Source organism: Microcystis sp. Msp_OC_L_20101000_S702 (genome assembly GCF_007095705.1).
Lineage (GTDB): Bacteria > Cyanobacteriota > Cyanobacteriia > Cyanobacteriales > Microcystaceae > Microcystis > Microcystis ichthyoblabe_A.
On record NZ_SFBO01000090.1, the window covers coordinates 57,823 to 82,181 of the forward strand.

Here is a 24,359-nt window from a genome sequence, read left to right on the forward strand (position 1 = left end):
TTATTACCCATCTCTAACTTAATTGTAACTCAATCGACACCAATACTAAAAGAGCGCAGCAGTCGTTACAATAGGACAAAGTAAACTTTGATTAAATATCCATGACAGCCACCACACCCACCAACAAAACCAGAAATCTTCTGCTGGCAGTAACGGCAGTTATCCTTAGTGTAGCGATTTTCTTCGGCTTTCAAACCACCGCTAGTTCCGTATCTTTGGAAGCGCAAGCGGAAAAAGCGACACCTTTCGATCTTGCCGTCAGCAATGGTAAACCCACCCTGACAGAATTTTATGCTAATTGGTGTACCAGTTGTCAGGCGATGGCCCCTGAAATTGCCGAAATTAAAAAACAATACGGTAATGCCATTAATTTTGTTATGCTCAACGTTGATAATAATAAATGGTTGCCGGAAATTCTCCGTTATCGTGTGGATGGGATTCCCCATTTTGTATTTTTAAATAACCAAGGACAACCGGTTGCCCAAGCGATCGGAGAACAACCAAAATCAATTTTAACTGCTAATTTAGAAGCACTTTTAACTAATTCTACCCTACCCTATGCCACCACTACGGGAGAGACTTCTGATTTTAATATCCTTGTGGGTGCTAGTCAAACCGATCCCCGCAGTCACGGCAGTCAAGTTAAACAGTAAGCAGTAAGCAGTAAGCAGTTATCAGTTATCATTGGAAAGCTTCGGGCTGAAAGCTATCATTCAAGAGTCAACTATCAATCAGTACATTTCATTGACTAAAACCTTTTAACTATGGCGATTATTGTTCAACATTTGACCACAGGTAACGAATATATATTCCTAGGAGTTAGTGGGGGTGAAAGTAAGAATATTTTACCCACCAAAATGTTAGGAGATTTCTTCGCAACCGAGACTCCAGATAAATCGCGATCGGTGACGGTTTGTGACGATCAAGGCCGCCTACTTTGGTTTCCCGTCACAGAAATAATTGTGGTGGAGGTAGATGGTCAAAAACCCGAAGAATTATTACCAGAAATTATCGCTCCTGAACCAGTTCCTTTACAATTAGATAAAGAGAATCAAACTCAGTCCCCAGAAAATCAAGGAAACATCGATGAATTTGCCGAAGATGACGATTGGATCTAGAATTAAATATCTAATTTTAGCGGGAATCATTGCCCTATTTACTGTAGGCTTTAACTCCCTCTATTCGGTTTCTCAAAACTCGATAGCTTCCTTCCCTGTTGCCGAAGTTGAAGCCCAATATCTTAACGATTGGACACCGGAATTAGAGGCAGAATTTCAACAAAGGGCAAAGCAAGTTATTAACCGTTTTGCTAGGGCAGAAAGTTATGGCAATTTGTGGGGAGAAAACGAGAAAAAATCCTATGCTATGGCCATGTTTGATTTCTTGGCAGGAAACAGGCAAAAAGCCCTAGATTTCCTGCAGCAGGATGACCCACAAAAACGGGAACAGTCCCACACTGATTATATAGATTATTATTTTTCTTTTACCCTAAAAGGACAAATTAGAAAATATTTTCTTCTCGGAAAGTATCTCGATCCAGTTTATCGTCAGAGAATGTATAATGCGGCGAAAATTTGGACAGAAACCGACCCTTTACAACGGCCCCATCCTATCCACGGCACCGGCCAAGGAACGGGTAATGATTGGAGTATGAAAAGACGGGGTTTATGGGTAGATAGTCGCAATACTGATAACCTGCGAGCGATGCGCGAAACATCGGTTTATCTGATGGCCGAAGAAACAGGAAATGAGGCAACTCGTCAACTTTATAAAAGTAAAATTAAGCGCTACGTTTCAGCTTTATATAACATCGGTATGGGAGAATGGGATTCAGAAGTTTATCAAGGTCATACCTTTGCTGCCTATCTCAATCTCTACGATTTTTCTCAAGATACGGAAGTTAAACAATGGGCAAAAATGGCCTTAGATTGGTTATCCATGGCCGCTAGTGTTAAATATTATCGGGGTGGTTGGGGTGGCCCTGTAAAACGTGATTATGGTGATGGCCATGGCGTAATGCGATCACACGCAGGTCGCACTTTTTGGTTATACTTTGGTGATACTCCTGTCGCCAATAATCGTCCAGAATTGGACTCTCTTTATCTAATTACCAGTCATTATCGTCCTCCTTTAGCAGTGATGGAATTAGCCCGAAAAAACTTTAATAAACCGGTAGAAATTCTCGCCAGTAAACCCCTATATGAAAACTGGAAACCGGGCAATAATCAGAGTCCGGGTTATTGGGAAACTCAATTTATTGGGGCTAGTTATCAAATGGGTAGTCTGGCGGGAACTTTCCCCGATGGCGATGTGGCCCCGTTTAAATTAATGGCCTTTAATCAACACAAAGGTGTGGATTTTTTTGTGGCTAACACTGGCAAAAATGGCGTAAAACCGGGCAAAAATCCCGGGGATGAAATCGGACAATATCGTAATCTTTTAATCTGGTTACGTCCAGCAGACCAAGCTTTTTTCTGGCAATTACCGAAAACTGCCAAGGTAGAAAAAGATGATAATATCTGGTTTATTCAATTAGAAAAAACTTGGTTAGCCCTGAGATTAATAAATCTTTCTTCTCCTGAAATGATCGAGATTCCTAATTCCCCTTATCCCGATGATAATACCTACCAAGCTTTACCCACAGGTAACAATTATGCGGGTTTTGCTCTGGAAGTGGGGGAAGCGGCAACCCAGGGTAGTTATGAGAATTTCAAGAGCATATTTAAGCAAAAAAGTCAAGTAAATTTAACTCAAATTAAGCAAGGCAGGGTTTTATTTAAAGGCAGTCAAGGGCAGAGTTTACAATTTACCTATAATCAAATCAATCTACTGCCGATGTTAATTCGTAACGGTCAAAAGCACGATTGGTCAAAAAATTTCGCCCTTTATAACAGTTTAAGTCGAGATAACTCTCCCGTTTCTTTAGGATGGAAAGAGGGCAAATTAACCGTCAAAGCAGGGAAATATCAATTTTCTAATGCTTTGATTCTGTCTTCTCCTTAAGTTAGATATTCTCGACTATTTATTCAGCAGACCCTAGTTATGAGGAGAGGCAAAAGGCAAAAGGCAAAAGGCAAAAGGCAAAAGGCAAAAGGCAAAAGGCAAAAGGCAGCTTTGTTCTCCCCACACCCCACACCCCACACCCCACACCCTGTCCCCACGAAAAACTTTTTCAGCAGACCCTGTTTATGAGGATTGCTCAGACCATTTGCGCTTGATTTAATAACTCTTGCAATTCTTCTCCTTCGATTACTTCCGTGGTCAAAAGATTAGCGGTAATCGACTCTAATAAATTGCGGTTATAACTAAGAATTGCTAGGGCTTTTTGGTAACTAGCGTCGATAATTTGTTTAACCTCTTCATCGATCACTTTCGCCGTATTTTCCCCGATCGAACGCCGGGGACTACCCTGATTATTACCTAAAAAATTAGCCTGTCCTGTTTTATCGTAGGCTAGGGGACCCAAGGATTTACTCATACCATAAATTGTCACCATTCTTTCCGCAATATCCGTCGCCCTTTGTAAATCATCGGAAGCGCCATTAGTAACACTGCCAAAGATTAATTCTTCGGCTGCCCGACCGCCCAATAACATAGTAATTTGTTCTTTAAATTCGGTTTCTGTCATCAAAAAACGGTCTTCCGTGGGAATTTTCAGGGTATAACCCAAAGCGGATAAACCCCGGGGAACGATGGAAATTTTCTCGACGCGACCACCTCCCGGCATAACAGCACCAACTAAAGCATGGCCGACCTCGTGATAAGCGACGATTTTCTTTTCTTTTTCCGATAAAACCCGACTTTTCTTTTCTAAGCCAGCGATAACTCTTTCTATCGCCTCTTTAAAGTCGATTTGACTGACTTTTTCCCGATTATTACGGGCAGCCAAGAGGGCAGCCTCATTGACGAGGTTGGCTAAATCGGCACCGGCAAAACCGGGGGTTTGGGTGGCGATCGCTTTGAGGTTAACATCTTCACCCATCTGGACTCGTTGGGCGTATATTTCCAAAATTGCCAATCGTCCCGCTAAATCGGGACGATCCACCAAAACTTGGCGATCAAAGCGCCCCGGACGCAATAAAGCGGCATCAAGAGTCTCCGGGCGATTGGTGGCGGCTAAAACGATGACGACGGCTTCTTTGGGGCTAAAACCGTCCATTTCTGTCAAAAGTTGGTTTAAAGTCTGCTCGCGCTCATCATTACTGCCGCTAGTTCCCGATCCCGAACTTCTTGATTTACCGATCGCGTCCAATTCATCAATAAAAATGATGCTAGGGGCATTTTTCTTCGCTTGGGCAAATAGATCCCGCACCCGGGCTGCCCCAGTGCCGACAAATAATTCCACAAATTCCGAGGCCGAAATGCTAAAAAAAGTTACTCCCGCTTCTCCCGCGACCGCTTTTGCTAAGAGGGTTTTTCCTGTCCCCGGCGGTCCGACTAAGAGAACACCCTTAGGAATACGCGCCCCAATTTTATTAAAGCGCTCGGCATCCTTGAGAAATTCGACGATTTCCTTTAACTCGGTTTTTGCTTCCTCGGCCCCGGCCACATCAGTGAAGGTAATCGGATATTTTTCGTCGTCTCCGTAAACTTTAGCGAGATTTTTGTTAAAAAGCAGCGATTTACGCGTGTCATCGTTGCGATAGAGCAGAAACTGCATAGCGGCGACTAAAATTAAGGGGGGAACCACCCAAGCGAGGAGAGTGCTGATCCAACTGTTTTCGGCTACGGGAATCGCCTCGAATATTACGCCTTTTTGCTGTAATAGTTGGGGTAATTGGGGGTTATCGACTGGAATTGTGGCCAATACTCGTCCGGGGGCTAGATTACTGCTTGGTTTGCTGGCCAGAGAACTAGAATCACTGTGAAAGGGATTACTTGATTCTGGGGGATTAAGGGGGGGATTACCCGGAATAGCCAGGGATTCTAAAGGATTTTTTAATTGATACAAGATGACTTGATTGCCAATTCTGACCCTACTGATGTCGCCCCGTTCCACTTTATTGATAAATTCGCTGTAGGGTTCGAGGGGAATATTGGATAATTCTGAGGGACGAGGGATAAGAAAATAGCCTAAAGCGGCAACACCAGAACAAATGATCAGGATTTTGCCTAACCGCGGCAACCGTGACCAGGAAAATTGATTATCTTCTTGATTAGTCATAATTTTTAGGGTGGGTCAGAGTGAAAATGCAAAGTTCATACTAACAATTCCCTATCTCGATCGCCTTACCGATGGGATAGGATAGAGGATGGAATACTTGGTAGCGAGCGAGCGACAAACGAGAGAAATCCCATGAATTTAGTTAGCTTAGAGAACTTTCTCGATAACACTTCTTTTTTAGTCCTGTTTTTAACCATGCTGGTTTATTGGGCCGGGACAGCCTTTCCTAGCATACCTTTGTTGCCGGGCCTGGGCAGCACAGGAGTGGCCATCGCTAACCTCTGTATCGCCGCTTTATTGGGAGCGCGTTGGTTAGAAGCGGGTTATTTCCCCATTAGCAATCTTTACGAATCTTTATTCTTTCTCGCTTGGGGTGTAACTGCGGTTCATTTAATTGCTGAGTACACTAGCCGCAGTCGCCTGGTGGGGGTGGTGACGACTCCTGTAGCCATGGGGATTACCGCTTTTGCCACTTTGTCCTTACCCGGAGAAATGCAAACTTCGGCACCCTTGGTTCCGGCTTTAAAATCGAATTGGTTGATGATGCACGTTAGCGTCATGATGTTAAGTTATGCTGCTTTGATGGTGGGTTCCCTGATGGCGATCGCTTTTCTGATCGTCACGAGAGGTCAAAATATCGAGTTAAAAGGCAGTTCCGTGGGTACGGGAGCCTATCGTCTCCAAAATAAGTTATCTACCACTCTTTCTGCGCCAGTTTTCATGGAAACGGCTAACGGTGGCACAACCGCCCTTTTAACTCCCACCCTAACAGCGATGGCGACTCTTTCGCCCCAACGTCTTAGCTTGGCGGAAACCCTCGATAATATCAGTTATCGGGTCATTGGTCTCGGTTTTCCCCTTCTCACTATCGGTATCATCGCCGGAGCAGTTTGGGCGAATGAAGCTTGGGGTTCCTATTGGAGTTGGGATCCGAAAGAAACTTGGGCGCTAATCACTTGGTTAGTGTTTGCCGCTTATCTCCATGCCCGCATTACCCGGGGATGGCAGGGAAGAAAACCAGCTATTCTAGCAGCGAGTGGTTTTGTTGTGGTTTGGGTATGTTATTTAGGAGTGAATCTTTTAGGTAAAGGTCTTCATTCCTACGGTTGGTTTTTCTAAATCAGTTATAGGGGTGGGTTGGCAAACCTGCCCCTCTAGACTACCCTTTTTTAAGGCTTATAATTGTTATTTAATTACGGCAATTTTGCCCTAGATAAATAATTACAAATTCTCAAAACTTATAAAAAATGATCGATCAGAAAACTACTATTAAAAATCTGGCTTTAATTGCCGGTGTGCATGGCAATGAACTAACTCCCGCTTATTTGGTTAAATACCTGCAAAACTCACCTAATCTTATTGCTCGCAGCAGTTTTCAATCCCACAGTCTCATCGCTAACCCCTTGGCCCTAAAGCAACGAGTTAGATATATCGATACGGATTTAAATCGTTGTTTTAACCAGAAAGATTTAGTGAATCCCGATTGTCAGCAATACGAACAAAAACGAGCCAAAAAAATAGTCAAAGAAATCCGAGAAAAATCCATTGATTTATTAATCGATATTCACAGCACCACATCTAACATGATGCTGGCGATTATTTATTCTAATCCCCATCCTTGGCTATTAAAACTCTTTACCTATCTGACTAAAATTAATCCTGATGTGCGCTTAATTTATCATCCCGTCAGCGAGGAAGAAAATCATTTTCTGAAAGGAATTTGTCCCCTAGCTTTTACCCTAGAAATCGGTCCAATTAACCATGGTGTCATCTGTCCCTATCTTTTTCGTCAAACCGAAACACTCATTTATCAAATCCTAGACTACATCGAACAGGAAAATTATCTCGCTGCCCATCTCGATACTTTCAGCGAATCCCTAACAGTTTACCAACGTTTAGGCTCGATCGATTATCCTAGGGATGAACAGGGTGAAATTAAAGCCATGTTACATCCTCAGATTCTCCAACGAGATTATCAGGCAATTCAACCCAATCAACCGATTTTTCTAGGATTTGATGGTCAGGAAATTATCTATCGTGGTGAATCTGAATTATATCCTATCTTTGTCGGAGAATCTTCCTACAAAGAAAAGGGAATCGCCCTTTGTTGGACAGAAAAAAAACAAATCGATATTAATTAGTACCTCCACAGCAGTTTTACTGACAAAAAACAGGTCTAAATAAGGGAAAAGCCACTATGACCTTTACTTCTGATTCTTTTTTAGCGGAACGTTACCGACTACAACAACGCCTGGGAAATACCGCTATCGGTCGTCAAACTTGGTTAGCTACCGATGTATTATCTCAAGAATCGGTAATTATTAAACTCCTCGCTTTTAGTCCCCAGATGGAGTGGGAAGAATTAAAATTATTTGAACGAGAGGCAGCCGTCTTAGCTTCTCTCCATCATCCCCGTATTCCCCGCTATCGCGATTATTTTTCCCTCGATAAAAATCAAGGTGATGGGATTCCTTGGTTTGTACTTGTACAAGATTATATACCGGGAGAATCCTTAAGTGATCACTTAGAAAGGGGGCAACATTTCACCGCTACGGTAATTCGGACTATTGCCCAAGAAGTTCTCGAAATTCTCATCTATTTGCATGAATTATCGCCCCCAGTATTACATCGAGATATTAAACCTAGTAATTTAATTATTAACTCGGAAAATAACGTTTATTTAGTGGATTTTGGGGCAGTCCAGTCCAGGGGTGCAGTGACGGGAGTTACTTTTACCGTGGTGGGGACGAGTGGTTATGCACCCCTAGAACAATTTTGGGGCCGAGCAGTTCCGGGTTCTGATTTATATGCCTTGGGTATGACTTTAATTCATTTATTGACAGGAATTGTGCCAATAGAACTGCCCTACCGCGACTCTAAAATTCAATTTCGCCAACTGGTGACAATCGATGATGATTTAATCGATTGGTTAGAAACTATGACCGATATGGCAGTAGAAAAGCGGTTTAAAAGTGCCAGAGAAGCTCTGAAAATTCTCCAACATCCCTACTATCGTCAAGTATCAAGTTTAATCGATCCTAAGAAATTACCAAAACCTCCCCACAGTTCCATCCGTATCGCTAAACACCGGGATAATTTAGAGATTAATTTACCACCAACAATTAAGCTACCTTCCGATGCGCCTACTCTCTGGTCTTTGGCGATTTTCCTTACTGTCACTGTCTTTATCTCCCCAATTATTACCTTTATTATAGCTCTGATTGGTTTTATTTTTTCGCGGGAGATGCAATTAATTCTTACACCTCAAGAAGTTTTAATTAAATATAAACTTTTCAATTTTATCTACAAAAAATTTGCTTTCAAAACTCAAGACTTATGGGGTATTTTTCTTCATAGCAATGGTACAGAAGGTAACTATCAGATTCGTCTGCGGACAGCTAAAAATTATTATCTTATCGGTCAAAATCTCCGCGAGGATGAATGTCTCTGGTTAGGACAGGAAATCCAAGATTGGTTAAATTTTATCAAATATAACGTTTCTCATCAAGAGGAAGTGTAGCCCGACAGGGTATCTTCTCCTGGCTCTCTTGGATAATGTATTCTAAGATACATTCTCAAGAGCGAGGGGGTGGAACGAACCACAAAGACACAAAGGACACAAAGATTGATCGATCATATTGTAAGTTTAACTTATCACACAGAACCTAGAAGAGCCTTCTCCTGACTCCCCAAAAGGAAAACCTTGTACCTCATCTCAAGAAATCTGGGGAATTAGTCGGTAGGTATTTTCCCTTTTTTAACCTTAATTTTGCAAAGATTAACCTATCTTGATATAATAACAACTGATTGGCATTCCCTTAGCTACAGGACGGCAATTATTAAATCGAATTAGGAATTACAAAAAAACAGCCATGAAATGTTAGTTATTAGTGGAGAATAAAAAATGATTTCTGAAATTTACCAAAAAGTCAGCTTGTTAGTTTTGTATCAAGGGGTTTTTGATAATGCTATTGGCAAGGCATTTATTACCCTATTATCTACGGATAATATTGCCGATTTTCTTAAAGCCTATGGTCAATGGTTTCAAGCTTTAGCATCTAAAGATATCAGTTGGAATGATTTTCTAGTCGAACAAATTTTATTAGATGACAATCCCTTTAGTCAACAGGTACAGAAAAAAAGTTTTTGGGAGTTACCCGAATCTTTAATTAATGGCGTGAAACAGGATTTATCTATCCTTCAATCTCTCTATAATTCTAGCATTTATAGCCTCAGCAATTCGACAATTTTGGAACAAATTAAATTTCTCAGTTTCCCCGCTTGGGAAATGGACAATAAATTAGAAAGTTTTTTACATTCCGGTTTAGATTGGAGGGAATTAGTTGAAGATTTAGCAGATTATTATCGCGAATGTGGTACGGGAATTTTTGCCCGTTATCAAGCTTTAAGGTGGCAAGAAGGTCGATTACAAGGAATTACTCATCCCGATCCCGTGCAGATTCAAGAAATAGTCGGTTATGAAATGCCCAAGGAAACCTTGATTAAAAACACTGAGTTTTTATTAGCAGGTTATCCCGCTTTAAATGTGCTACTCTATGGCAGTCGTGGTTCGGGAAAATCCTCTCTAGTCAAGGGATTATTGCAAAAATACCATAGTCAAGGATTGCGCTTAATTGAAGTGGCCAAATCCCAATTAAAAGACCTACCATTAATTATTGAAATTCTGCGATATTTACCGCAAAAATTTATTATCTTTGTCGATGATTTATCCTTTGAAGAAGACGATGAAGCTTTTAAAGCTTTAAAGGTTGTTTTAGAGGGAAGTATCACCGCTAGACCGAAAAATGTCGTAGTTTATGCCACTTCTAATCGCCGACATTTAGTCAGAGAATTTTTTGCCGATCGACCCCGACCAAAAGATGGGGATGAAGTGCATAATTGGGACACAGTACAAGAAAAATTATCCTTTAGTGATCGCTTTGGTTTAACCCTAACTTTTGAACCAGCTAATCAAGAAAAGTATCTGGAAATAGTGCGTCATTTAGCCAGTTTAGCTAAATTAAAAATTAGCTTAGAAGACTTAGAATTTCGTGCCAAACAATGGGCAACCCAACATAATGGGCGATCGGGAAGAACTGCCAGACAATTTGTTGATTTTCTCCAAGGGGAATTAGAATTAAATAGGTAGCATTAATTGTGTTATGATTAAATAAAAGAATATCTAATCTGGAAAAATGTTGACTCAATCTCCTCCCAAAACCCTCAGCTTAGAAGAATATCGTAATTTAGAAACCATTGCCGAGGTTAAACACGAATATCACGACGGGGAAATTATCGAGATGACAGGGGGAAGCATCAATCATAATAGTATTCTCATTAATCTTATTGTCCTGCTAAAATTAGCTTCAAGAGGAACCAATTATCGTCTTCAATCTAGCGATCTACGTCTATGGATACCCCAGTATAATCGCGGTTTATACCCAGATTTAATGATCATTGCTGGGGAACCATTATTTAGTGATAATCGCAACGATGAAATTTTAAATCCCTGTGTAATTATCGAAGTTTTATCCCCTTCCACCTCTAGTTATGATCGGGGTGATAAATTTCGTTATTATCGTTCTATACCCCAATTAAACCAATATCTTCTCGTCAGTCAAGAGGAGATACTAATAGAATCCTATAGCAAAACCTCGGAAAATAATTGGTTACTGCAAGAATACACCCCAGCAAGGGGAATTATATCCCTAGATTCTTTAGGAATTAGCTTAAATCTTGTCGATATTTACGAAGGAGTTGATTTTAATCTCAAATCCTAACTTTAGCTATCTTTTAAGAAGACGTACTAAAAACAATTTTACCATCTTTTACCGCTACTAAACGCAAAGTTAAAGGTCCAGATGTATTAGTTTTACTAGCAGCAACTGCCTCAAGTGTCTCGATAGAATTACCCGACTTTTTCACTTGACCAATAAAGTTAACTACCGTAGTTAATAAACCATCTTCCACTTGAATTGACCCTAAAACTCCCGCACTTCTAGCGCGAAATTGAGCCGAAGCTAAGAGTAAATCTAATCGCTTTTGTAGGTCTTCTTCTGTCATATTTTGGGGATCAATAGAAACGGTAGCGATCACCTGTTTCTCCTCAAAAACTCTTTGATTGGGAACCACATCAGCAAAGACACGAATCTCGCTTTCTCCTAAGACATAATTACCTGCGGAAAGGATTCTCACCACATATTCTTTACCGTCCTGTAATTGTTGACTTAACTGTTCTACCTGTGCTTTTGTGATCTTAACTAAACGCTGGTCAAAATTAGGCTGATTCGGTTGGGTGGCACGGATAGCATTTATATTCGCTTCCCGCAATAACTTATCAATAACAGCGACAATAGCTTGGGGATCGACAATACGAAAAGCTCCAAAAGATAACACCTGTCCCCGGAAAATAGCGATTTGTTTTTCCCGCAATTCTTGATAGGTTTGATAGTATTGTTCTAAAACTTCCACTTCCCGCTTAAGAAAAGCCATTTGGGTTTCTAAATCTTTTAATTTTCCCTCGCGCTGTTCCAAAGCAAAATTTTTATCCACAATCGATCGATCGAGTTCTCCAATACGTTGATCCCGGCGATCAATTTCTAGCTGTAGGGTTTTTTGTTGAGTTTCCAACTGTTGAAGTCGCGCTTGTCTGGTTGTTAATAATTTTTGTTGATTAGCTAACTCTTTATCTCTAACTTGAAGGGTGGTTTGTAGTTGATTGATCTGACTAGAAAGAATTGATTTTTGTTGGGACAATTGATCCCGTTGACTGATTAACTCTGCCTTTTGATTAGTTAAAATAACTCGTTCATTATTTAAATTAGCCACTTCCTTGCGAAACTTTTCCAACTGTCCCGAAACTAATCGCAAACGTTGACGAGAAGCTTGATAATTTTTATTAAGAACCTCTAGACGTTTCTGCACAGCTATCTGTTCACTTTTAGCCGTTTTTAAAGCCTTTTCCACTCGATTTTTTTGTTCGGTGGTTTTTCTTACCTGACTTTCCAAATCCTTAATAGCGGCACGACGTTCATTTAATAGGCGATCCAGTTCAAAAACCCCTTGACGCAGGGATTTACTAGAAGCAAATAAGACAATTAAAGTCGAACCGGCGATCAAAATTCCCGTTACAATCGTCATCAAAGTTGCGGTTTGTTTCGGACGCAGATTAAATAAACGCATCCTTTTCTTACCGATACGGCTACCTATACGATCGCCAATCGCCGCTATCAGACCACCTAAAACCACGATGGCCAAAACTAAAATATAAGCGCTAGTCATCCAGAATTTAGGTAAATTGTTGACTGAGAGCGACGGGATTATGGACGGTAATTTTCTTCTTGTAAATTGAGACCATTTCTTGATCCCGCAGCTCTCCCAATAAACGGGTGACAGTGACGCGGGTAGAACCGATCGCTTCGGCGATCGCTTGGTGAGACAATTTTAGATCCACCCGGATGCCATCGGTGGTGGGAACCCCAAAATCACGACAGAGAATTAATAAAAAACTGACCAAACGTGAACCCATATCCCGGTGAGCTAAGGTTTCGATCATCATTTCCGTTTGCAGAATCCGCGAGGACAACCCCTGCAGCATCAACATTGATAAATCGGGATTATTGCGGAGGGATCTTTCTACCTGCTCGATCGGGGCCGAGAGTAATTCTACCGGAGTAAAAGCCACGGCATGATAAAAACGATCCGATCGCTGACCAGTCAGTAAGGATAGCACACCAAAGACGCTATTTTCCCGCAGTAGAGCCACGGTAATTTCCTCTCCCGCTTCATAGACTCGCGATAACTTAACGGCTCCTTTCAGCAAAAAATAGACTCTTTCGGCGGGATCTCCCGGGAAAAAGATCGTTTTGCCACGCTCGAACAACTCCACCACCGGGGGGAAATTGCCGCTGCCGATTCGACGGAACACATCTGCTAGGGGTTTATCTTGTATTAATGATAAGTCCATCTCACATCCAAAAAAGGGGAAAATTGTTTTTATTATCCAACGAGTGTCACCTCTATTAAACACAACCGCTCGCTAAACTGGGAAAAGTTTTGGGCGCTTTTTGCCAGACAATGGGGGAGGGGTGATCATTGCTGCCCCGTTATCTGTATCCCTATTATACCGAATCTCGCTGGGGTCGGCTATTGGGGAGATTTTTGTAAGAGAAACGAGAACTATGTTAGATTTAACGGGAAAAAACGCCCTAGTGACAGGAATTGCCAATAATCGCTCGATCGCTTGGGGAATTGCTCAACAACTCCATCAAGCTGGTGCAAATATCGGTGTCACCTATCTCCCCGACGAAAAAGGCCGTTTTGAGAAAAAAGTGCGAGAATTGGCCGATGAACTTAATCCCGCTTTTTATGTCCCCTGCGATGTCCAAAATGACCAACAGGTAGAAGATACTTTCGCTACAGTGGCGGAAAAATGGGGTAAACTGGATATTTTGATTCACTGTCTCGCTTTTGCCGATAAAGAGGGTTTAACGGGCGATTTTACCGCCATCCCCCGGGAAGCTTTCACTAAATCCCTAGATATTAGCACTTTTTCCCTAACCCGTCTAGCGCGATCGGCTAAACCCTTGATGACGGAAGGGGGAAGTATTATCACTCTTACCTATCTCGGCGGTGTCAAGGTAATTCCTAACTATAATTTAATGGGGGTGGCAAAAGCCGGTTTAGAAATGAGTGTTCGCTATTTAGCTGCGGAATTAGGTGGCCAAAAGATCCGAGTCAATGGTATTTCTGCCGGTCCAATTCGCACCTTAGCATCTTCGGCCGTGGGGGGAATTCTTGATATGATCCATCATGTGGAAGAAATCGCTCCTTTACATCGCACCGTGACACAAATTGAGGTAGGAAATACGGCCGCTTTTTTAGCCAGTGATCTTTCTAGTGGTATTACCGGTCAGATTATTTATGTAGATTCCGGTTACGAAATTATGGGAATGTAGTTTTATTCAGTTATTAGTTATTAGTTATTAGTGTCACGGGGTTCTGAAGGGGGATTTTTGACTTCTTTGGGGTTAATTGTGATCGGTCTGAAGGTTCATTTAATTTTTTCACAATTTATTCCCTATTTTCAAACAATTTCTCAATGATGCTTTTCATTTTTGCATTGGTGAAGGGATTGGGGAAGATTCGGCGAATCTCAGGATAGGCGATTAAAATGCGTCTTAGCCTATTATTTGTGTTAATCTCATCTTTACAGACCAAAACCCTAAATCGTCTAAGAAGACAATGGCCGCCAATTCTCGGAATAAATCGCCCGTTTTTCTCGGCTGTTCTGGCAGAATCGCTATTTTTTGCCTCTTGATGTTATTATCGGCGGCAATAGGCTGGTTAATCGGGAAACAGTGGGTTAAACACAGCAATCAACACGAAACCGTTAAACCCGTTTTTGTCACGGAGGAAAATAATTTTAATTCTGCCACAGATACGGCATGGCAACGGAAAACTGAGATGAGAAAGCGTCGTCTAGAGTTGGGAATTGATAGTCAGTTTTTTAAAAATCTCGTCAATGAATTGTTTAACCTCCGCTATGGGGATATCAAAGAGGAAAAACAGAAACAGGAACAAAGAGACATTCTAGGAGCAGAAATACTCGATCGCTTAGAACGTCTCGATTCTGGCACTAGAGAAGTATTAAGTAGCTACAACGAGCAACAGCGAGAAAAATGGCGAGAACAAGTGAATCAATTACGCTTAAGCGGTAGAGTCTTTAATTTACTCACTGATACTGCCTTTTTTCAGTTATTTCCCGAATTGACAGAAAGACCAAGTTTTGATACAAGCCTGGGTCAACTATGGAGTGGTTTGGCCTGGAATCAGTTACAATCTTTACAGTCTGGCCTATCCTACCAAGCGATCGAAAGTTTAGACGCGGGGGGGGAGGAAGTTATCGAGGCAATTCTCAGCGAGGGACAAGGAAAAGCCTATGCAATAAAATTGCGTTCCAGTGATCGGTTAAACTTAAATTTAGAGGCGGAAGGCGAAGTTTTACTATCTTTCTACTCTCCCACGGGTAATATTACCCTTTTAGATAAGTCTAGCGATCGGCAATGGTCTGGTCAATTACCTGAAGAGGGATTTTATGAATTAGTTATTCTCCCCCAGTCTTCTACCCCCGTCCACTTTCGCTTACAGTTAAAAGTAAGTCAATGAATTTAACCGTCAGTTATCAGTTATCAGTTATCAGTTATCAGTTTACTGATCACTGAAAAGCTCCCCACTTCCCCACTTCCCCACTTCCCAATTTATAATTTATAATTCATAATTTATAATTGATAATTTATAATTTATAATTCCCACTTCCCCAACCCCTAACCCGCTTTTTTACTTTTTCCCATGTCTCTAACTTTCCAAGCTGTTATCGCTAAATTAAATGAATTTTGGGCTGATCGCGGTTGTTTAGTTGCTCAACCCTATGATACCGAAAAAGGTGCAGGAACCATGAGTCCCCACACTTTTTTAAGGGCAATTGGTCCGGAACCTTGGGCCGTTGCCTATGTGGAACCCTGTCGTCGTCCTACGGATGGCCGTTATGGCGAAAATCCCAATCGTTTTCAGCATTACTATCAATATCAAGTCCTAATTAAACCCTCTCCCGATAATATTCAGGATATCTATTTAGACTCCCTGAGGGTGTTAGGAATTAACCCAGAAGATCACGATATTCGCTTCGTGGAAGATAACTGGGAATCTCCCACCCTCGGCGCCTGGGGTGTGGGTTGGGAAGTGTGGTTAGATGGTATGGAAATCACCCAGTTTACCTACTTTCAACAGTGTGGAGGTATCGATTGTCGTCCCGTGGCGATCGAAATTACCTACGGTTTAGAAAGATTAGCCATGTATCTGCAAGATGTGGAGGCAATTAATAAAATTCAATGGAATGAAAATATCCTCTACGGTGACATTTTTCTACAAAATGAAATCGAACAATGTACCTACAATTTTGAGGCTTCTAATCCTGAGTTATTATTTAGTTTATTCAGTTTATATGAACAGGAAGCTAAACAATTAATCGATCGCTCTCTGGTGATTCCCAGTCTAGATTATGTTCTCAAATGTTCCCATACTTTTAATTTACTTGATGCTAGAGGTGTGATTGCTGTAGCTGAAAGAACCCGTTATATCGGCAGAATTCGCAATTTAGCTCGACAGGTTGCTCAATTGTATTTACAGCAACGAGAAGCTTTAGGTTTTCCCCTACAAAAGGTCTAGCGATCTGGGCATCTTTGGTGATGCACCCCTACCAATTGTACTGCCCTTCTTTTAATAACTTCCTTTTATCAAAAATCCTGTTTAAAAGTTATGGGATAGTGGGGAAGAAAAAAAGATGTTAGCGATAACATCTTTTTGGCATTTTTTACAATTTAACTTCAATATCAACCCCTGCGGGTAAATCTAATTTCATCAAGGCATCGATTGTCTTAGAAGAGGGTTGGTAAATATCAATAATGCGGCGATGGGTGCGGGTTTCAAAATGTTCACGGGAGTCCTTGTCAACGTGAGGGGAACGCAGGACACAATAAATCTTTCTTTTTGTCGGTAGGGGAATCGGTCCGATCGCTGTGGCGTTAGTTCTATTGGCAGTATCGACAATCTTCTCACAGGAAGTATCGAGTAAGCGCTGGTCAAAAGCTTTCAAACGAATGCGAATTTTCTGTTGTTGTAGCGTAGCCATAATTTCACCTATTGCAATTGTCAAGGTACAAAATAAAGACAGTAACGGAGCAGTTTTTTGTCATTAACTGCCCCGTTAATTAGTAGATTAGCCTACTTGATAATTTTCGAGATAACGCCAGAACCGATGGTGCGACCACCTTCGCGAATAGCGAAGCGCATACCCTGTTCAATAGCGATCGGGTTGATCAGTTCCACGGTCATTTTGATCCGGTCTCCCGGCATGACCATTTCTACAGTGCTGCCATCATCGGCGGTGTAGTCTTGGATCGTGCCAGTTACGTCAGTTGTCCGTACATAGAACTGAGGACGATAGTTTTTAAAGAAAGGAGTGTGACGACCACCCTCTGCTTGAGTTAACACATACACCTCCCCTTCAAACTGGGTGTGGGGTTTGATCGTACCCGGTTTAGCGATCACCATGCCGCGCTCGATGTCGGTTTTTTGGATACCACGCAGGAGGATACCAGCGTTGTCACCGGCCATCCCTTGGTCGAGACTTTTCTTGAACATTTCGATCCCGGTGACGGTGGTGGGGCGAGTTTCTCTGATCCCGACCAATTCCACGTTATCACCCACTTTCACAATACCGCGTTCGATCCGACCAGTAGCCACCGTCCCCCGACCAGTAATCGAGAATACGTCTTCTACCGCCATCAGGAAGGGTTTATCGATATCCCGTTCAGGGGTGGGGATATAGCTATCTACCGCGTCCATTAATTCATAGATCGCATCTACCCACTCGTTTTCGCCTTTTTGGGCCTTGGGGTTTTCGGTCATGTAGTTGAGGGCTTCTTTCGCAGAACCGGCAATAATGGGGATATCGTCGCCAGCAAAGTCGTAACTGGTGAGAAGTTCGCGCACTTCCAGTTCCACCAGTTCCAGTAATTCCTCATCGTCCACCATATCTTTTTTGTTGAGGAAGACCACGAGGTTAGGTACACCCACCTGACGAGCCAGCAGGATATGTTCCCGGGTTTGGGGCATCGGGCCATCGGCGGCCGAGACCACGAGAATACCACCGTCCATCTGTGCCGCACCGGTGATCATGTTTTTTACATAGTCGGCGTGGCCGGGGCAGTCCACGTGTGCATAGTGGCGACTGGCGGTTTCGTACTCAACGTGAGCGGTGTTGATGGTGATCCCGCGGGCTTTTTCTTCGGGAGCGGCATCGATTTCATCATATTTTCTAGCTTGGGCATTACCCAGAGCCGCTAGGGTCATCGTGATAGCGGCGGTGAGGGTAGTTTTGCCGTGGTCAACGTGACCGATCGTACCGATGTTAACGTGGGGTTTCGTCCGTTCAAATTTAGCGCGTGCCATTTACTTTCTGTTCCTTTGTTTTTTTTTCTTCTTCAGCTGGGTGAACATTAATCAGTTACTGGAGATCAGTTTTAAGTTAGCAGTTATTAGGGTTGACCGATCAAATTTAAATGATCGGTTTGTCTTCACTGCTCACCGGTCACTGGTCACTGATTATCCGTTTCCTTTACTTTTGGCGATAATCGCCTCGGCCACGTTGCGGGGGACTTCTTCGTAATGGCTAAATTCCATGGTGAAGATGCCCCGTCCTTGGGTTTTGGAGCGAATATCAGTGGCGTAACCAAACATTTCCGCTAAGGGAACTTTAGCGGAGACTTTGGCGATGCCGGCCTCGGTTTCTTGACCTTCGATTTGTCCCCGACGGGAGTTAAGATCACCGATGACGTTACCGATGAAGTCTTCGGGTACTTCCACCTCGACCTTCATCATCGGTTCTAGGAGAACGGGGGTAGCTTTCATCACCGCTTCCTTAATCGCCATGGAACCGGCAATCTTAAAGGCCATCTCGGAGGAGTCCACATCGTGGAAAGAACCATCCACAAGGGTTGCTTTCAGGTCGATGACGGGATAACCCGCAACGATCCCCGATTCGCAAGCTTCTTTCATCCCTTGTTCTGACGGGTTGATGTATTCTTTGGGGATAGCACCACCGACAATTTTGGAGACGAAGACAAAGCCAGATCCCGGTTCACCCGGTTCGAGTTCGATGACGACGTGGCCGTACTGTCCTTTACCGCCACTTTGACGGATAAATTTACCCTCGGCCCGTACGGGTTTCCGCACAGTTTCCCGATAGGCAACTTGGGGAGCGCCCACCGTCGCTTCGACTTTGTATTCCCGCAGCATCCGATCGACGAGGATTTCCAGGTGCAGTTCTCCCATCCCGGCGATTACCGTTTGATTGGTTTCGGGATCAACTTTGACCCGGAAGGTGGGATCTTCATCGGAGAGAGCTTGCAGAGCTTTGCTGAGTTTCTCGATGTCCTGTTTGGTTTTCGGTTCCACCGCCACGGAGATAACCGGTTCGGGGATAAAGAGGGATTCTAGAATAATCGGGTTCTTATCATCACAGAGGGTATCCCCGGTAATGGTGTTTTTCAGTCCGATCGCCGCTCCCAGATCACCGGCGCGCAGTTCATCCACTTCGATCCGTTCGTTGGATTTGAGGACGATCAGGCGAGCGATCCGTTCTTTGGTTCCTTTGGTGGAGTTGTAGGCGTAGCTGCCTTTAGCTAGTACACCGGAATAGACCCGCAGGAAGGTTAAACGACCGAAGGGATCGGCCATGATTTTGAAGGCGAGGGCCGAGAAGGGCGCATCGTCCTTGGCTTCCCGGATTGCCTCGCTACCATCGGGGAGAATCCCTTTAACGGCGGCTACTTCCGAGGGTGAGGGCAGATAATCGACGACGGCATCGAGGAGCAGTTGTACCCCTTTGTTTTTGAAAGCCGAGCCGCAGAGGACGGGAACAATTGTACCAGCAATCGTCCCTTCTCTGAGACCACGTTTGATTTCGGCTTCGGTGAGTTCTTCACCTTCTAGATATTTTTCTAGGAGTTCTTCATCAGCTTCCGCTACAGCCTCCACCAGCTGCACGCGGAATTCTTCGGCCTTTTCCAATAAGTCTTCGGGAATGTCGGTTTCTTCTATGTCTTTCCCTAGATCGTCCTTATATATATAGGCGCGCATCTTGACGAGATCAACGATCCCGCTCAGTTGGCTTTCTGCGCCGATCGGCATTTGGATGGGAACGGCGTTAGCTCTAAGGCGATCTCTTAATTGTTCGTAAACTTTGAAGAAGTTCGCTCCCGTTCTGTCCATTTTGTTGATAAAGGCAATCCGGGGTACTTTGTACCGATCGGCTTGTCTCCAGACGGTTTCCGATTGGGGTTGTACACCACCAACAGAGCAGAAAACCGCCACCACGCCATCGAGTACCCGCATGGAACGTTCCACTTCAATGGTGAAATCGACGTGGCCAGGGGTATCAATGATGTTGATGCGATGATCTTGCCAACTGGTACTGATGGCGGCGGCGGTGATGGTGATTCCTCGCTCCCGTTCCTGTTCCATCCAGTCGGTAATTGCCGTTCCGTCGTGGACTTCGCCCAGTTTATGAGCGACTCCCGTATAGAACAGGATTCTTTCTGTTGTCGTTGTTTTGCCCGCGTCTATGTGAGCGGCGATTCCGATGTTTCGCACTCTCTCTAGCGGGATAGTCCGTGCCACAGCAACCTCCTTGCTTTGCTTGCCAGTGATGGGATTTTGTTCTAGGATTTTTTACACTATTTACAATTCTATACTTTTCTTGACAGTTTTTTGGCGGCAGCGGTGTAGTCCACCGCCCTTAAAGTATCTTTTTAGTAACGATAGTGGGCAAAGGCTTTGTTTGCCTCTGCCATCCGGTGGGTTTCTTCCCGTTTTTTGATCGTGCCGCCGGTTTCATTGGCCGCATCCATGATCTCGTTAGCTAGTTTACCAGCCATGGTTTTGCCGCCTCTGGTTCTGGCATAATGGACTAACCAGCGTAGTGCTAATGTACTACCACGATTGGTGCGTACTTCCATCGGCACTTGATAGGTGGCTCCACCGACCCGGCGGGCTTTCACTTCCACTAGGGGGGTGGCGTTTTTAACGGCTTTTTCAAATACTTCTAGGGGTTCTTGACCGGTACGTTCGCCGACGGTTTTTAGGGCATCGTAAACGATGTTAGCGGCCAAGGATTTTTTGCCCGATCGCATGATCCGGCGGATGGTCATGCTGACTAAACAGCTATTGTAAACGGGATCGGGGGGAATAGGACGTTTTTTGACGTTTTTACGGCGAGACATCGGAATATTCCTGAATTTTCTAGGTTAACTTTAACTTTTGCTTGACAGTCGGATGATTACAGCCCATCTCAAACCCTCTCCTGCGAGTCTTCAGTCTCTTGGGTTAACTTTGACCGACTCGGTGGGAGTATTTTTTTGGTTAATCAATTTCCTGTTTATTTAGCGGCGGGTTTGGGGCGTTTGGTTCCGTACTTGGATCGCGCCTTTTGACGGTTTTTCACCCCGGTGGCATCAAGGGTGCCGCGAATGATGTGATATCTGACTCCGGGTAGATCTTTGACCCGACCGCCGCGAATGAGGACGACCGAGTGTTCTTGCAGGTTATGACCGATGCCCGGGATGTAGGCTGTCACCTCAAATCCAGAGGTTAAACGTACCCTAGCCACTTTCCGTAGGGCTGAGTTGGGTTTTTTGGGTGTGGTGGTATATACTCTTGTACAAACTCCCCGACGTTGGGGGCATTGTTTGAGGGCGGGAGATTTGGTTTTTCTTTTCGCTTTGGATCTTTCGTCGCGTATTAATTGCTGAATGGTGGGCATGATAGGGCTGTATCTAAGGTTACTCTGAACTCCTTGTTACCGAAGGTCAAATCGTTGACAAAAGGCCATTATAGCAAATTGCCGCTGTTGTTGTCAAGTCGCTTATTGTGCTTTTCTCTGGTTTCGGAGGTTAGAGATTGTCTTTTTCTTGGGCAGCGGCGGCACTCAATTCGGGCGTTATTAGACGATAAAATTACAGCTTCGTTGTTTTGGCTTGATAGTGCGATTTTAGCGATAATTATCACCTGATTAATCGGCTAATATCTGAAAAACTGTCTCTAGCTAACCTCATTTTCAGAACTGGTGTCTAGACTATTAGCTCTTAACGCTATATTTAGAGCGTTTGTACTGGATGCAACCCAGGTGTGCTGCCATAAAATATTGTTAACCTTTGAGGTTAACAATATTACAAGGGTCATCTACAATGGATATTGTATTTAAGGAAAAAAAATTTGAGAACGAATGCAATAGCCAAAGACTACTGAAAAAACAGTATGGAGAGAAGATGGCTAAGAAAATCAGGCAAAGACTCGACGACTTAAAAGCAGTTATTGTCTTGGAGGAAATGCGATCGCTGCTGGGACGTTGCCACGAATTGTTACATAACCGTGCTGGACAACTATCTCTAGATTTAGTTCATCCCCTAAGACTAATTTTTGAGCCGGCTAATATACCGATTCCTCAAAAAGCAGACGGGGGAATTGATTAGAAGAAAGTAACCGCAGTCGTAATTATTGGCATAGATGACACCCATGACTAATACTATTGAGAACAGATATGCACTGGATTTTATTTCTCCACCGGGAGAAACCCTTGCCGAAATCCTAGAAGAAAGAAATATGTCTCAATCGGAACTCGCCCAACGCATGGGCAGACCAAAAAAGACTATCTAATGAGATATTGACATCCTCACCGCCGGGGCCGGACGGTGATTCCCGGCAGATCAAACAAACTTAATTGAACGATCTTCGGCTGGGTTGACGCTTCACGGGATGCTGCTTCTTTAACAGAAGTCTTACGCTTTCCTCCACGTCCGTTTTTTGAAGTCTCCGATTGCCCACCGGCGACCTTGATATTAATTGCGGCGTTCACGTCTCGATCATGAAAAGTCCCACAGAAAAGACATTCCCACTCACGGATATTTAACGCTTTTTTCCCGCCAATATTCCCACAACAGGAACATCGCTGAGACGTTGGCTCCCATCGGGAAATTATCCGAAAATTACGCCCATATTTATCAGATTTTGCCGATAGCATATCTCGGAAAGAACGCCATCCTAAGTCTGATATGGCACGGGATAACTTGCGATTCTTAAGCATTCCCGATGTGTTTAAATCCTCTAAAACTATCGTTTGATTCTCACGAACGATTCTAGTGGATAGTTTCTGCAAGAAATCAGTGCGAGTGTCTTTAATCTTTGCATGGATTTTAGCCACTCGTTTTCTTGTTTTTTCCCGTCGGTTACTTCCTTTTTGCTTTCTAGAAAGGTTTTTCTGTGCCTTTCTTAGCCGTTTTAATTGTTTCTTTAACGGTTTCGGTGCGTCTATCTTTTCCCCTGTTGAGAGGGTAGCAAAAGTAGCAATCCCTAGATCGATTCCCACGGACTCCCCGTTATTAGGAAGTATTTCGGGCTGAATCTCGACAACAAAGCTGAGAAAATAGCGATCTGCTGCATCTTTAATCACGGTGACGCTAGAAGGTTTAGAGGGTAATGGGCGACTCCAAACGATTCTTAAATCACCGATTTTTGCTAAAGTAACGTGATATTGATTGATGGTAAAACCATTGTCAGTAAATCTTGCCGATTGTTTAGATTTACGTTTTTTAAACTTGGGAGGTTTGACTTTCTTTCCTTTTCTCTCTCCCTTGCAAGATGCAAAAAAGTTAGAATAGGCTGTCTCTAAGTCTCTCAAAGACTGCTGCAAAGGGATAGAAGAAACCTCGGTCAGCCAGACTTTTTCTGTGTCGTCTTTTTAATTTGAGTTAGTCTTTTAGATAACTCAGTATATTTTGGCTTTTTCTCCCCTTGTCGATAGAGTTCTTGACAGTAAGCTAAGGTATCGTTCCAGACAACGCGCACACACCCGAACAATTGAGACAAAAGCCTCTTTTGTTGGTCTGTTGGGTAAATACGGTATTGATACCTTGCTTTCATTGTTGGGTTAAAATGTGTCTGTCTGTACTCTATTTTAACTAGGTCTATCAATAATGTCAAGTCGGTTGCGAAAAGAAAGAAACTCTGTTTCCGATCTAAAGATACACTTGGTCTATGTGACAAAATACAGAAGAAAGGTTTTTACTGGTAAAAGTCTGACTTTGGCTGAAAAATCTTTTAGGGAAGTTGCGGAAAAGATGAATTTTCAGATATTGGAATTTAACGGGGAGTCCGATCATGTACACGCATTGATTGAATATCCACCGAAATTATCTATTTCCGTGATGGTCAATTCTTTAAAGGGAGTCTCTAGTCGCAGGCATGGACAAGCTGGTTATCCTAAACCGTACGGGAAAGACGCTCTTTGGTCGCCCAGTTATTTCGTCTCTTCTGTAGGAGGTGCGCCACTGGAAGTTCTTAAGTCTTATATCAAAGATCAGGAAAAGCCGTCGTAAAACGACGGGGTTTTAACCCAAATTTTCGATAAAAGGTAAAGCGGAGATTACTATCGATACCGCCTTACAGATAGAGTTAGTGTTATACCAATTCTCCAAAATGTGACTACAGATAGGCTAGAATATCATATTAGTAGAGTTAAAGGAAAAATATGGCAGGAGTTTATAAGATAGAAATATCTGAAAGTGAAGCAGAACTCAAG

Annotated in this window: 21 protein-coding genes and 2 pseudogenes; 14 read left to right on the forward strand and 9 right to left on the reverse strand. The window is 43.2% G+C overall.

The features are described from left to right. The first annotated feature begins 101 nt into the window (after window positions 1-101). From EWV60_RS09945 to EWV60_RS09955, 3 genes are all read left to right on the forward strand, one after another. Window positions 102-653, forward strand: coding sequence for a thioredoxin family protein (locus tag EWV60_RS09945; RefSeq protein ID WP_002750106.1), 552 nt, complete (start codon window positions 102-104; stop codon window positions 651-653). 111 nt (window positions 654-764) lie between these two features. Next, complete coding sequence (locus tag EWV60_RS09950) at window positions 765-1,118, forward strand: hypothetical protein (protein ID WP_103111515.1); 354 nt, start codon at window positions 765-767, stop codon at window positions 1,116-1,118. Then, window positions 1,087-3,003: a hypothetical protein gene (locus EWV60_RS09955; protein ID WP_287232123.1), complete on the forward strand. Its 1,917-nt coding sequence runs from the start codon at window positions 1,087-1,089 to the stop codon at window positions 3,001-3,003. The genes EWV60_RS09950 and EWV60_RS09955 overlap by 32 nt, the downstream gene beginning before the upstream one ends. A 196-nt stretch (window positions 3,004-3,199) precedes the next feature. Here the strand turns inward: EWV60_RS09955 and ftsH are convergent, their stop codons facing one another. Beyond that, complete coding sequence (ftsH, locus tag EWV60_RS09960) at window positions 3,200-5,164, reverse strand: ATP-dependent zinc metalloprotease FtsH (RefSeq protein WP_287232125.1); 1,965 nt, start codon at window positions 5,162-5,164, stop codon at window positions 3,200-3,202. Window positions 5,165-5,296: 132 nt separating this feature from the next. Between ftsH and ccsB the strand changes: the two genes are divergently transcribed. From ccsB to EWV60_RS09985, 5 genes are all read left to right on the forward strand, one after another. Beyond that, complete coding sequence (ccsB, locus tag EWV60_RS09965; protein WP_002750103.1) at window positions 5,297-6,283, forward strand: c-type cytochrome biogenesis protein CcsB; 987 nt, start codon at window positions 5,297-5,299, stop codon at window positions 6,281-6,283. 128 nt (window positions 6,284-6,411) lie between these two features. Next, window positions 6,412-7,305, forward strand: coding sequence for an aspartoacylase (locus EWV60_RS09970; RefSeq protein WP_002750102.1), 894 nt, complete (start codon window positions 6,412-6,414; stop codon window positions 7,303-7,305). Window positions 7,306-7,361: 56 nt separating this feature from the next. Then, a complete protein-coding gene (locus EWV60_RS09975) occupies window positions 7,362-8,684 on the forward strand; it encodes a serine/threonine protein kinase (RefSeq protein WP_069474805.1) in 1,323 nt (440 codons plus the stop codon). A 384-nt stretch (window positions 8,685-9,068) separates the two neighbouring features. After that, window positions 9,069-10,313, forward strand: coding sequence for an ATP-binding protein (locus EWV60_RS09980; RefSeq protein ID WP_002740076.1), 1,245 nt, complete (start codon window positions 9,069-9,071; stop codon window positions 10,311-10,313). 46 nt (window positions 10,314-10,359) lie between these two features. Next, window positions 10,360-10,944 carry a Uma2 family endonuclease gene (locus EWV60_RS09985; RefSeq protein WP_287232128.1) on the forward strand — a complete coding sequence of 195 codons (585 nt, stop codon included), beginning with the start codon at window positions 10,360-10,362 and terminating at the stop codon, window positions 10,942-10,944. Window positions 10,945-10,957: 13 nt separating this feature from the next. Here the strand turns inward: EWV60_RS09985 and EWV60_RS09990 are convergent, their stop codons facing one another. Together EWV60_RS09990 and ntcA are read right to left on the reverse strand one after the other, a co-directional pair. After that, complete coding sequence (locus EWV60_RS09990) at window positions 10,958-12,445, reverse strand: DUF3084 domain-containing protein (RefSeq protein ID WP_002750098.1); 1,488 nt, start codon at window positions 12,443-12,445, stop codon at window positions 10,958-10,960. A gap of 7 nt (window positions 12,446-12,452) precedes the next feature. After that, window positions 12,453-13,130 carry a global nitrogen regulator NtcA gene (ntcA, locus tag EWV60_RS09995; protein WP_002750097.1) on the reverse strand — a complete coding sequence of 226 codons (678 nt, stop codon included), beginning with the start codon at window positions 13,128-13,130 and terminating at the stop codon, window positions 12,453-12,455. Window positions 13,131-13,344: 214 nt separating this feature from the next. On the opposite strand from ntcA, the gene fabI reads away from it, so the two are divergent. The 3 genes from fabI to glyQ all read left to right on the forward strand — a co-directional run bounded on the left by fabI (window position 13,345) and on the right by glyQ (window position 16,390). Further along, window positions 13,345-14,121 carry an enoyl-ACP reductase FabI gene (gene fabI, locus EWV60_RS10000; protein ID WP_002740281.1) on the forward strand — a complete coding sequence of 259 codons (777 nt, stop codon included), beginning with the start codon at window positions 13,345-13,347 and terminating at the stop codon, window positions 14,119-14,121. A 286-nt stretch (window positions 14,122-14,407) separates the two neighbouring features. Next, window positions 14,408-15,331, forward strand: coding sequence for a serine/threonine protein kinase (locus EWV60_RS10005; protein ID WP_287232131.1), 924 nt, complete (start codon window positions 14,408-14,410; stop codon window positions 15,329-15,331). Window positions 15,332-15,514: 183 nt separating this feature from the next. Further along, entirely contained in the window at window positions 15,515-16,390 is an 876-nt protein-coding gene (gene glyQ, locus EWV60_RS10010) for a glycine--tRNA ligase subunit alpha (protein ID WP_002739739.1), read from the forward strand. Between the two features lie 145 nt (window positions 16,391-16,535). Here glyQ and rpsJ read toward each other — a convergent pair whose 3' ends face one another. The 5 genes from rpsJ to rpsL all read right to left on the reverse strand — a co-directional run bounded on the left by rpsJ (window position 16,536) and on the right by rpsL (window position 21,545). After that, window positions 16,536-16,853: a 30S ribosomal protein S10 gene (gene rpsJ / locus EWV60_RS10015; protein ID WP_002740287.1), complete on the reverse strand. Its 318-nt coding sequence runs from the start codon at window positions 16,851-16,853 to the stop codon at window positions 16,536-16,538. A 92-nt stretch (window positions 16,854-16,945) separates the two neighbouring features. Beyond that, window positions 16,946-18,175, reverse strand: coding sequence for an elongation factor Tu (gene tuf / locus EWV60_RS10020; RefSeq protein WP_287232133.1), 1,230 nt, complete (start codon window positions 18,173-18,175; stop codon window positions 16,946-16,948). A gap of 153 nt (window positions 18,176-18,328) precedes the next feature. Next, complete coding sequence (gene fusA / locus EWV60_RS10025; RefSeq protein ID WP_016517178.1) at window positions 18,329-20,404, reverse strand: elongation factor G; 2,076 nt, start codon at window positions 20,402-20,404, stop codon at window positions 18,329-18,331. 131 nt (window positions 20,405-20,535) lie between these two features. Continuing rightward, entirely contained in the window at window positions 20,536-21,006 is a 471-nt protein-coding gene (gene rpsG / locus EWV60_RS10030) for a 30S ribosomal protein S7 (RefSeq protein ID WP_002739653.1), read from the reverse strand. Window positions 21,007-21,161: 155 nt separating this feature from the next. Further along, window positions 21,162-21,545, reverse strand: a complete 384-nt coding sequence (rpsL, locus tag EWV60_RS10035) for a 30S ribosomal protein S12 (RefSeq protein WP_002740176.1) — start codon at window positions 21,543-21,545, stop codon at window positions 21,162-21,164. Window positions 21,546-21,969: 424 nt separating this feature from the next. On the opposite strand from rpsL, the gene EWV60_RS10040 reads away from it, so the two are divergent. After that, the gene (locus tag EWV60_RS10040; RefSeq protein WP_130756796.1) at window positions 21,970-22,254 is read left to right on the forward strand and encodes a type II toxin-antitoxin system RelE/ParE family toxin; all 285 of its coding nucleotides are present in this window, start codon (window positions 21,970-21,972) and stop codon (window positions 22,252-22,254) included. Between the two features lie 43 nt (window positions 22,255-22,297). Continuing rightward, a pseudogene (locus EWV60_RS10045) lies at window positions 22,298-22,435 on the forward strand (XRE family transcriptional regulator); the annotation flags it as partial. Window positions 22,436-22,454: 19 nt separating this feature from the next. Here the strand turns inward: EWV60_RS10045 and EWV60_RS10050 are convergent. After that, window positions 22,455-23,701: pseudogene (locus tag EWV60_RS10050) on the reverse strand (RNA-guided endonuclease InsQ/TnpB family protein). Window positions 23,702-23,754: 53 nt separating this feature from the next. Here EWV60_RS10050 and tnpA point away from each other — a divergent pair. Beyond that, the gene (gene tnpA, locus EWV60_RS10055; RefSeq protein WP_287232138.1) at window positions 23,755-24,156 is read left to right on the forward strand and encodes an IS200/IS605 family transposase; all 402 of its coding nucleotides are present in this window, start codon (window positions 23,755-23,757) and stop codon (window positions 24,154-24,156) included. The last annotated feature ends 203 nt before the right edge of the window (window positions 24,157-24,359 follow it).

What these genes read in the sequence shown, in the direction of transcription:
- EWV60_RS09945 (WP_002750106.1), top strand. Translation starts at nt 102, where the DNA reads ATGACAGCCACCACACCCACCAACAAAACCAGAAATCTTCTGCTGGCA.
- ftsH (WP_287232125.1), bottom strand. Translation starts at nt 5,164, where the DNA reads ATGACTAATCAAGAAGATAATCAATTTTCCTGGTCACGGTTGCCGCGG.
- ntcA (WP_002750097.1), bottom strand. Translation starts at nt 13,130, where the DNA reads ATGGACTTATCATTAATACAAGATAAACCCCTAGCAGATGTGTTCCGT.
- tuf (WP_287232133.1), bottom strand. Translation starts at nt 18,175, where the DNA reads ATGGCACGCGCTAAATTTGAACGGACGAAACCCCACGTTAACATCGGT.
- rpsG (WP_002739653.1), bottom strand. Translation starts at nt 21,006, where the DNA reads ATGTCTCGCCGTAAAAACGTCAAAAAACGTCCTATTCCCCCCGATCCC.
- EWV60_RS09955 (WP_287232123.1), top strand. Translation starts at nt 1,087, where the DNA reads ATGAATTTGCCGAAGATGACGATTGGATCTAGAATTAAATATCTAATT.
- tnpA (WP_287232138.1), top strand. Translation starts at nt 23,755, where the DNA reads ATGTCAAGTCGGTTGCGAAAAGAAAGAAACTCTGTTTCCGATCTAAAG.
- EWV60_RS09975 (WP_069474805.1), top strand. Translation starts at nt 7,362, where the DNA reads ATGACCTTTACTTCTGATTCTTTTTTAGCGGAACGTTACCGACTACAA.
- rpsJ (WP_002740287.1), bottom strand. Translation starts at nt 16,853, where the DNA reads ATGGCTACGCTACAACAACAGAAAATTCGCATTCGTTTGAAAGCTTTT.
- EWV60_RS09950 (WP_103111515.1), top strand. Translation starts at nt 765, where the DNA reads ATGGCGATTATTGTTCAACATTTGACCACAGGTAACGAATATATATTC.
- EWV60_RS09980 (WP_002740076.1), top strand. Translation starts at nt 9,069, where the DNA reads ATGATTTCTGAAATTTACCAAAAAGTCAGCTTGTTAGTTTTGTATCAA.
- rpsL (WP_002740176.1), bottom strand. Translation starts at nt 21,545, where the DNA reads ATGCCCACCATTCAGCAATTAATACGCGACGAAAGATCCAAAGCGAAA.
- EWV60_RS09970 (WP_002750102.1), top strand. Translation starts at nt 6,412, where the DNA reads ATGATCGATCAGAAAACTACTATTAAAAATCTGGCTTTAATTGCCGGT.
- glyQ (WP_002739739.1), top strand. Translation starts at nt 15,515, where the DNA reads ATGTCTCTAACTTTCCAAGCTGTTATCGCTAAATTAAATGAATTTTGG.
- EWV60_RS10040 (WP_130756796.1), top strand. Translation starts at nt 21,970, where the DNA reads ATGGATATTGTATTTAAGGAAAAAAAATTTGAGAACGAATGCAATAGC.
- fabI (WP_002740281.1), top strand. Translation starts at nt 13,345, where the DNA reads ATGTTAGATTTAACGGGAAAAAACGCCCTAGTGACAGGAATTGCCAAT.
- EWV60_RS09990 (WP_002750098.1), bottom strand. Translation starts at nt 12,445, where the DNA reads ATGACTAGCGCTTATATTTTAGTTTTGGCCATCGTGGTTTTAGGTGGT.
- EWV60_RS09985 (WP_287232128.1), top strand. Translation starts at nt 10,360, where the DNA reads ATGTTGACTCAATCTCCTCCCAAAACCCTCAGCTTAGAAGAATATCGT.
- ccsB (WP_002750103.1), top strand. Translation starts at nt 5,297, where the DNA reads ATGAATTTAGTTAGCTTAGAGAACTTTCTCGATAACACTTCTTTTTTA.
- EWV60_RS10005 (WP_287232131.1), top strand. Translation starts at nt 14,408, where the DNA reads ATGGCCGCCAATTCTCGGAATAAATCGCCCGTTTTTCTCGGCTGTTCT.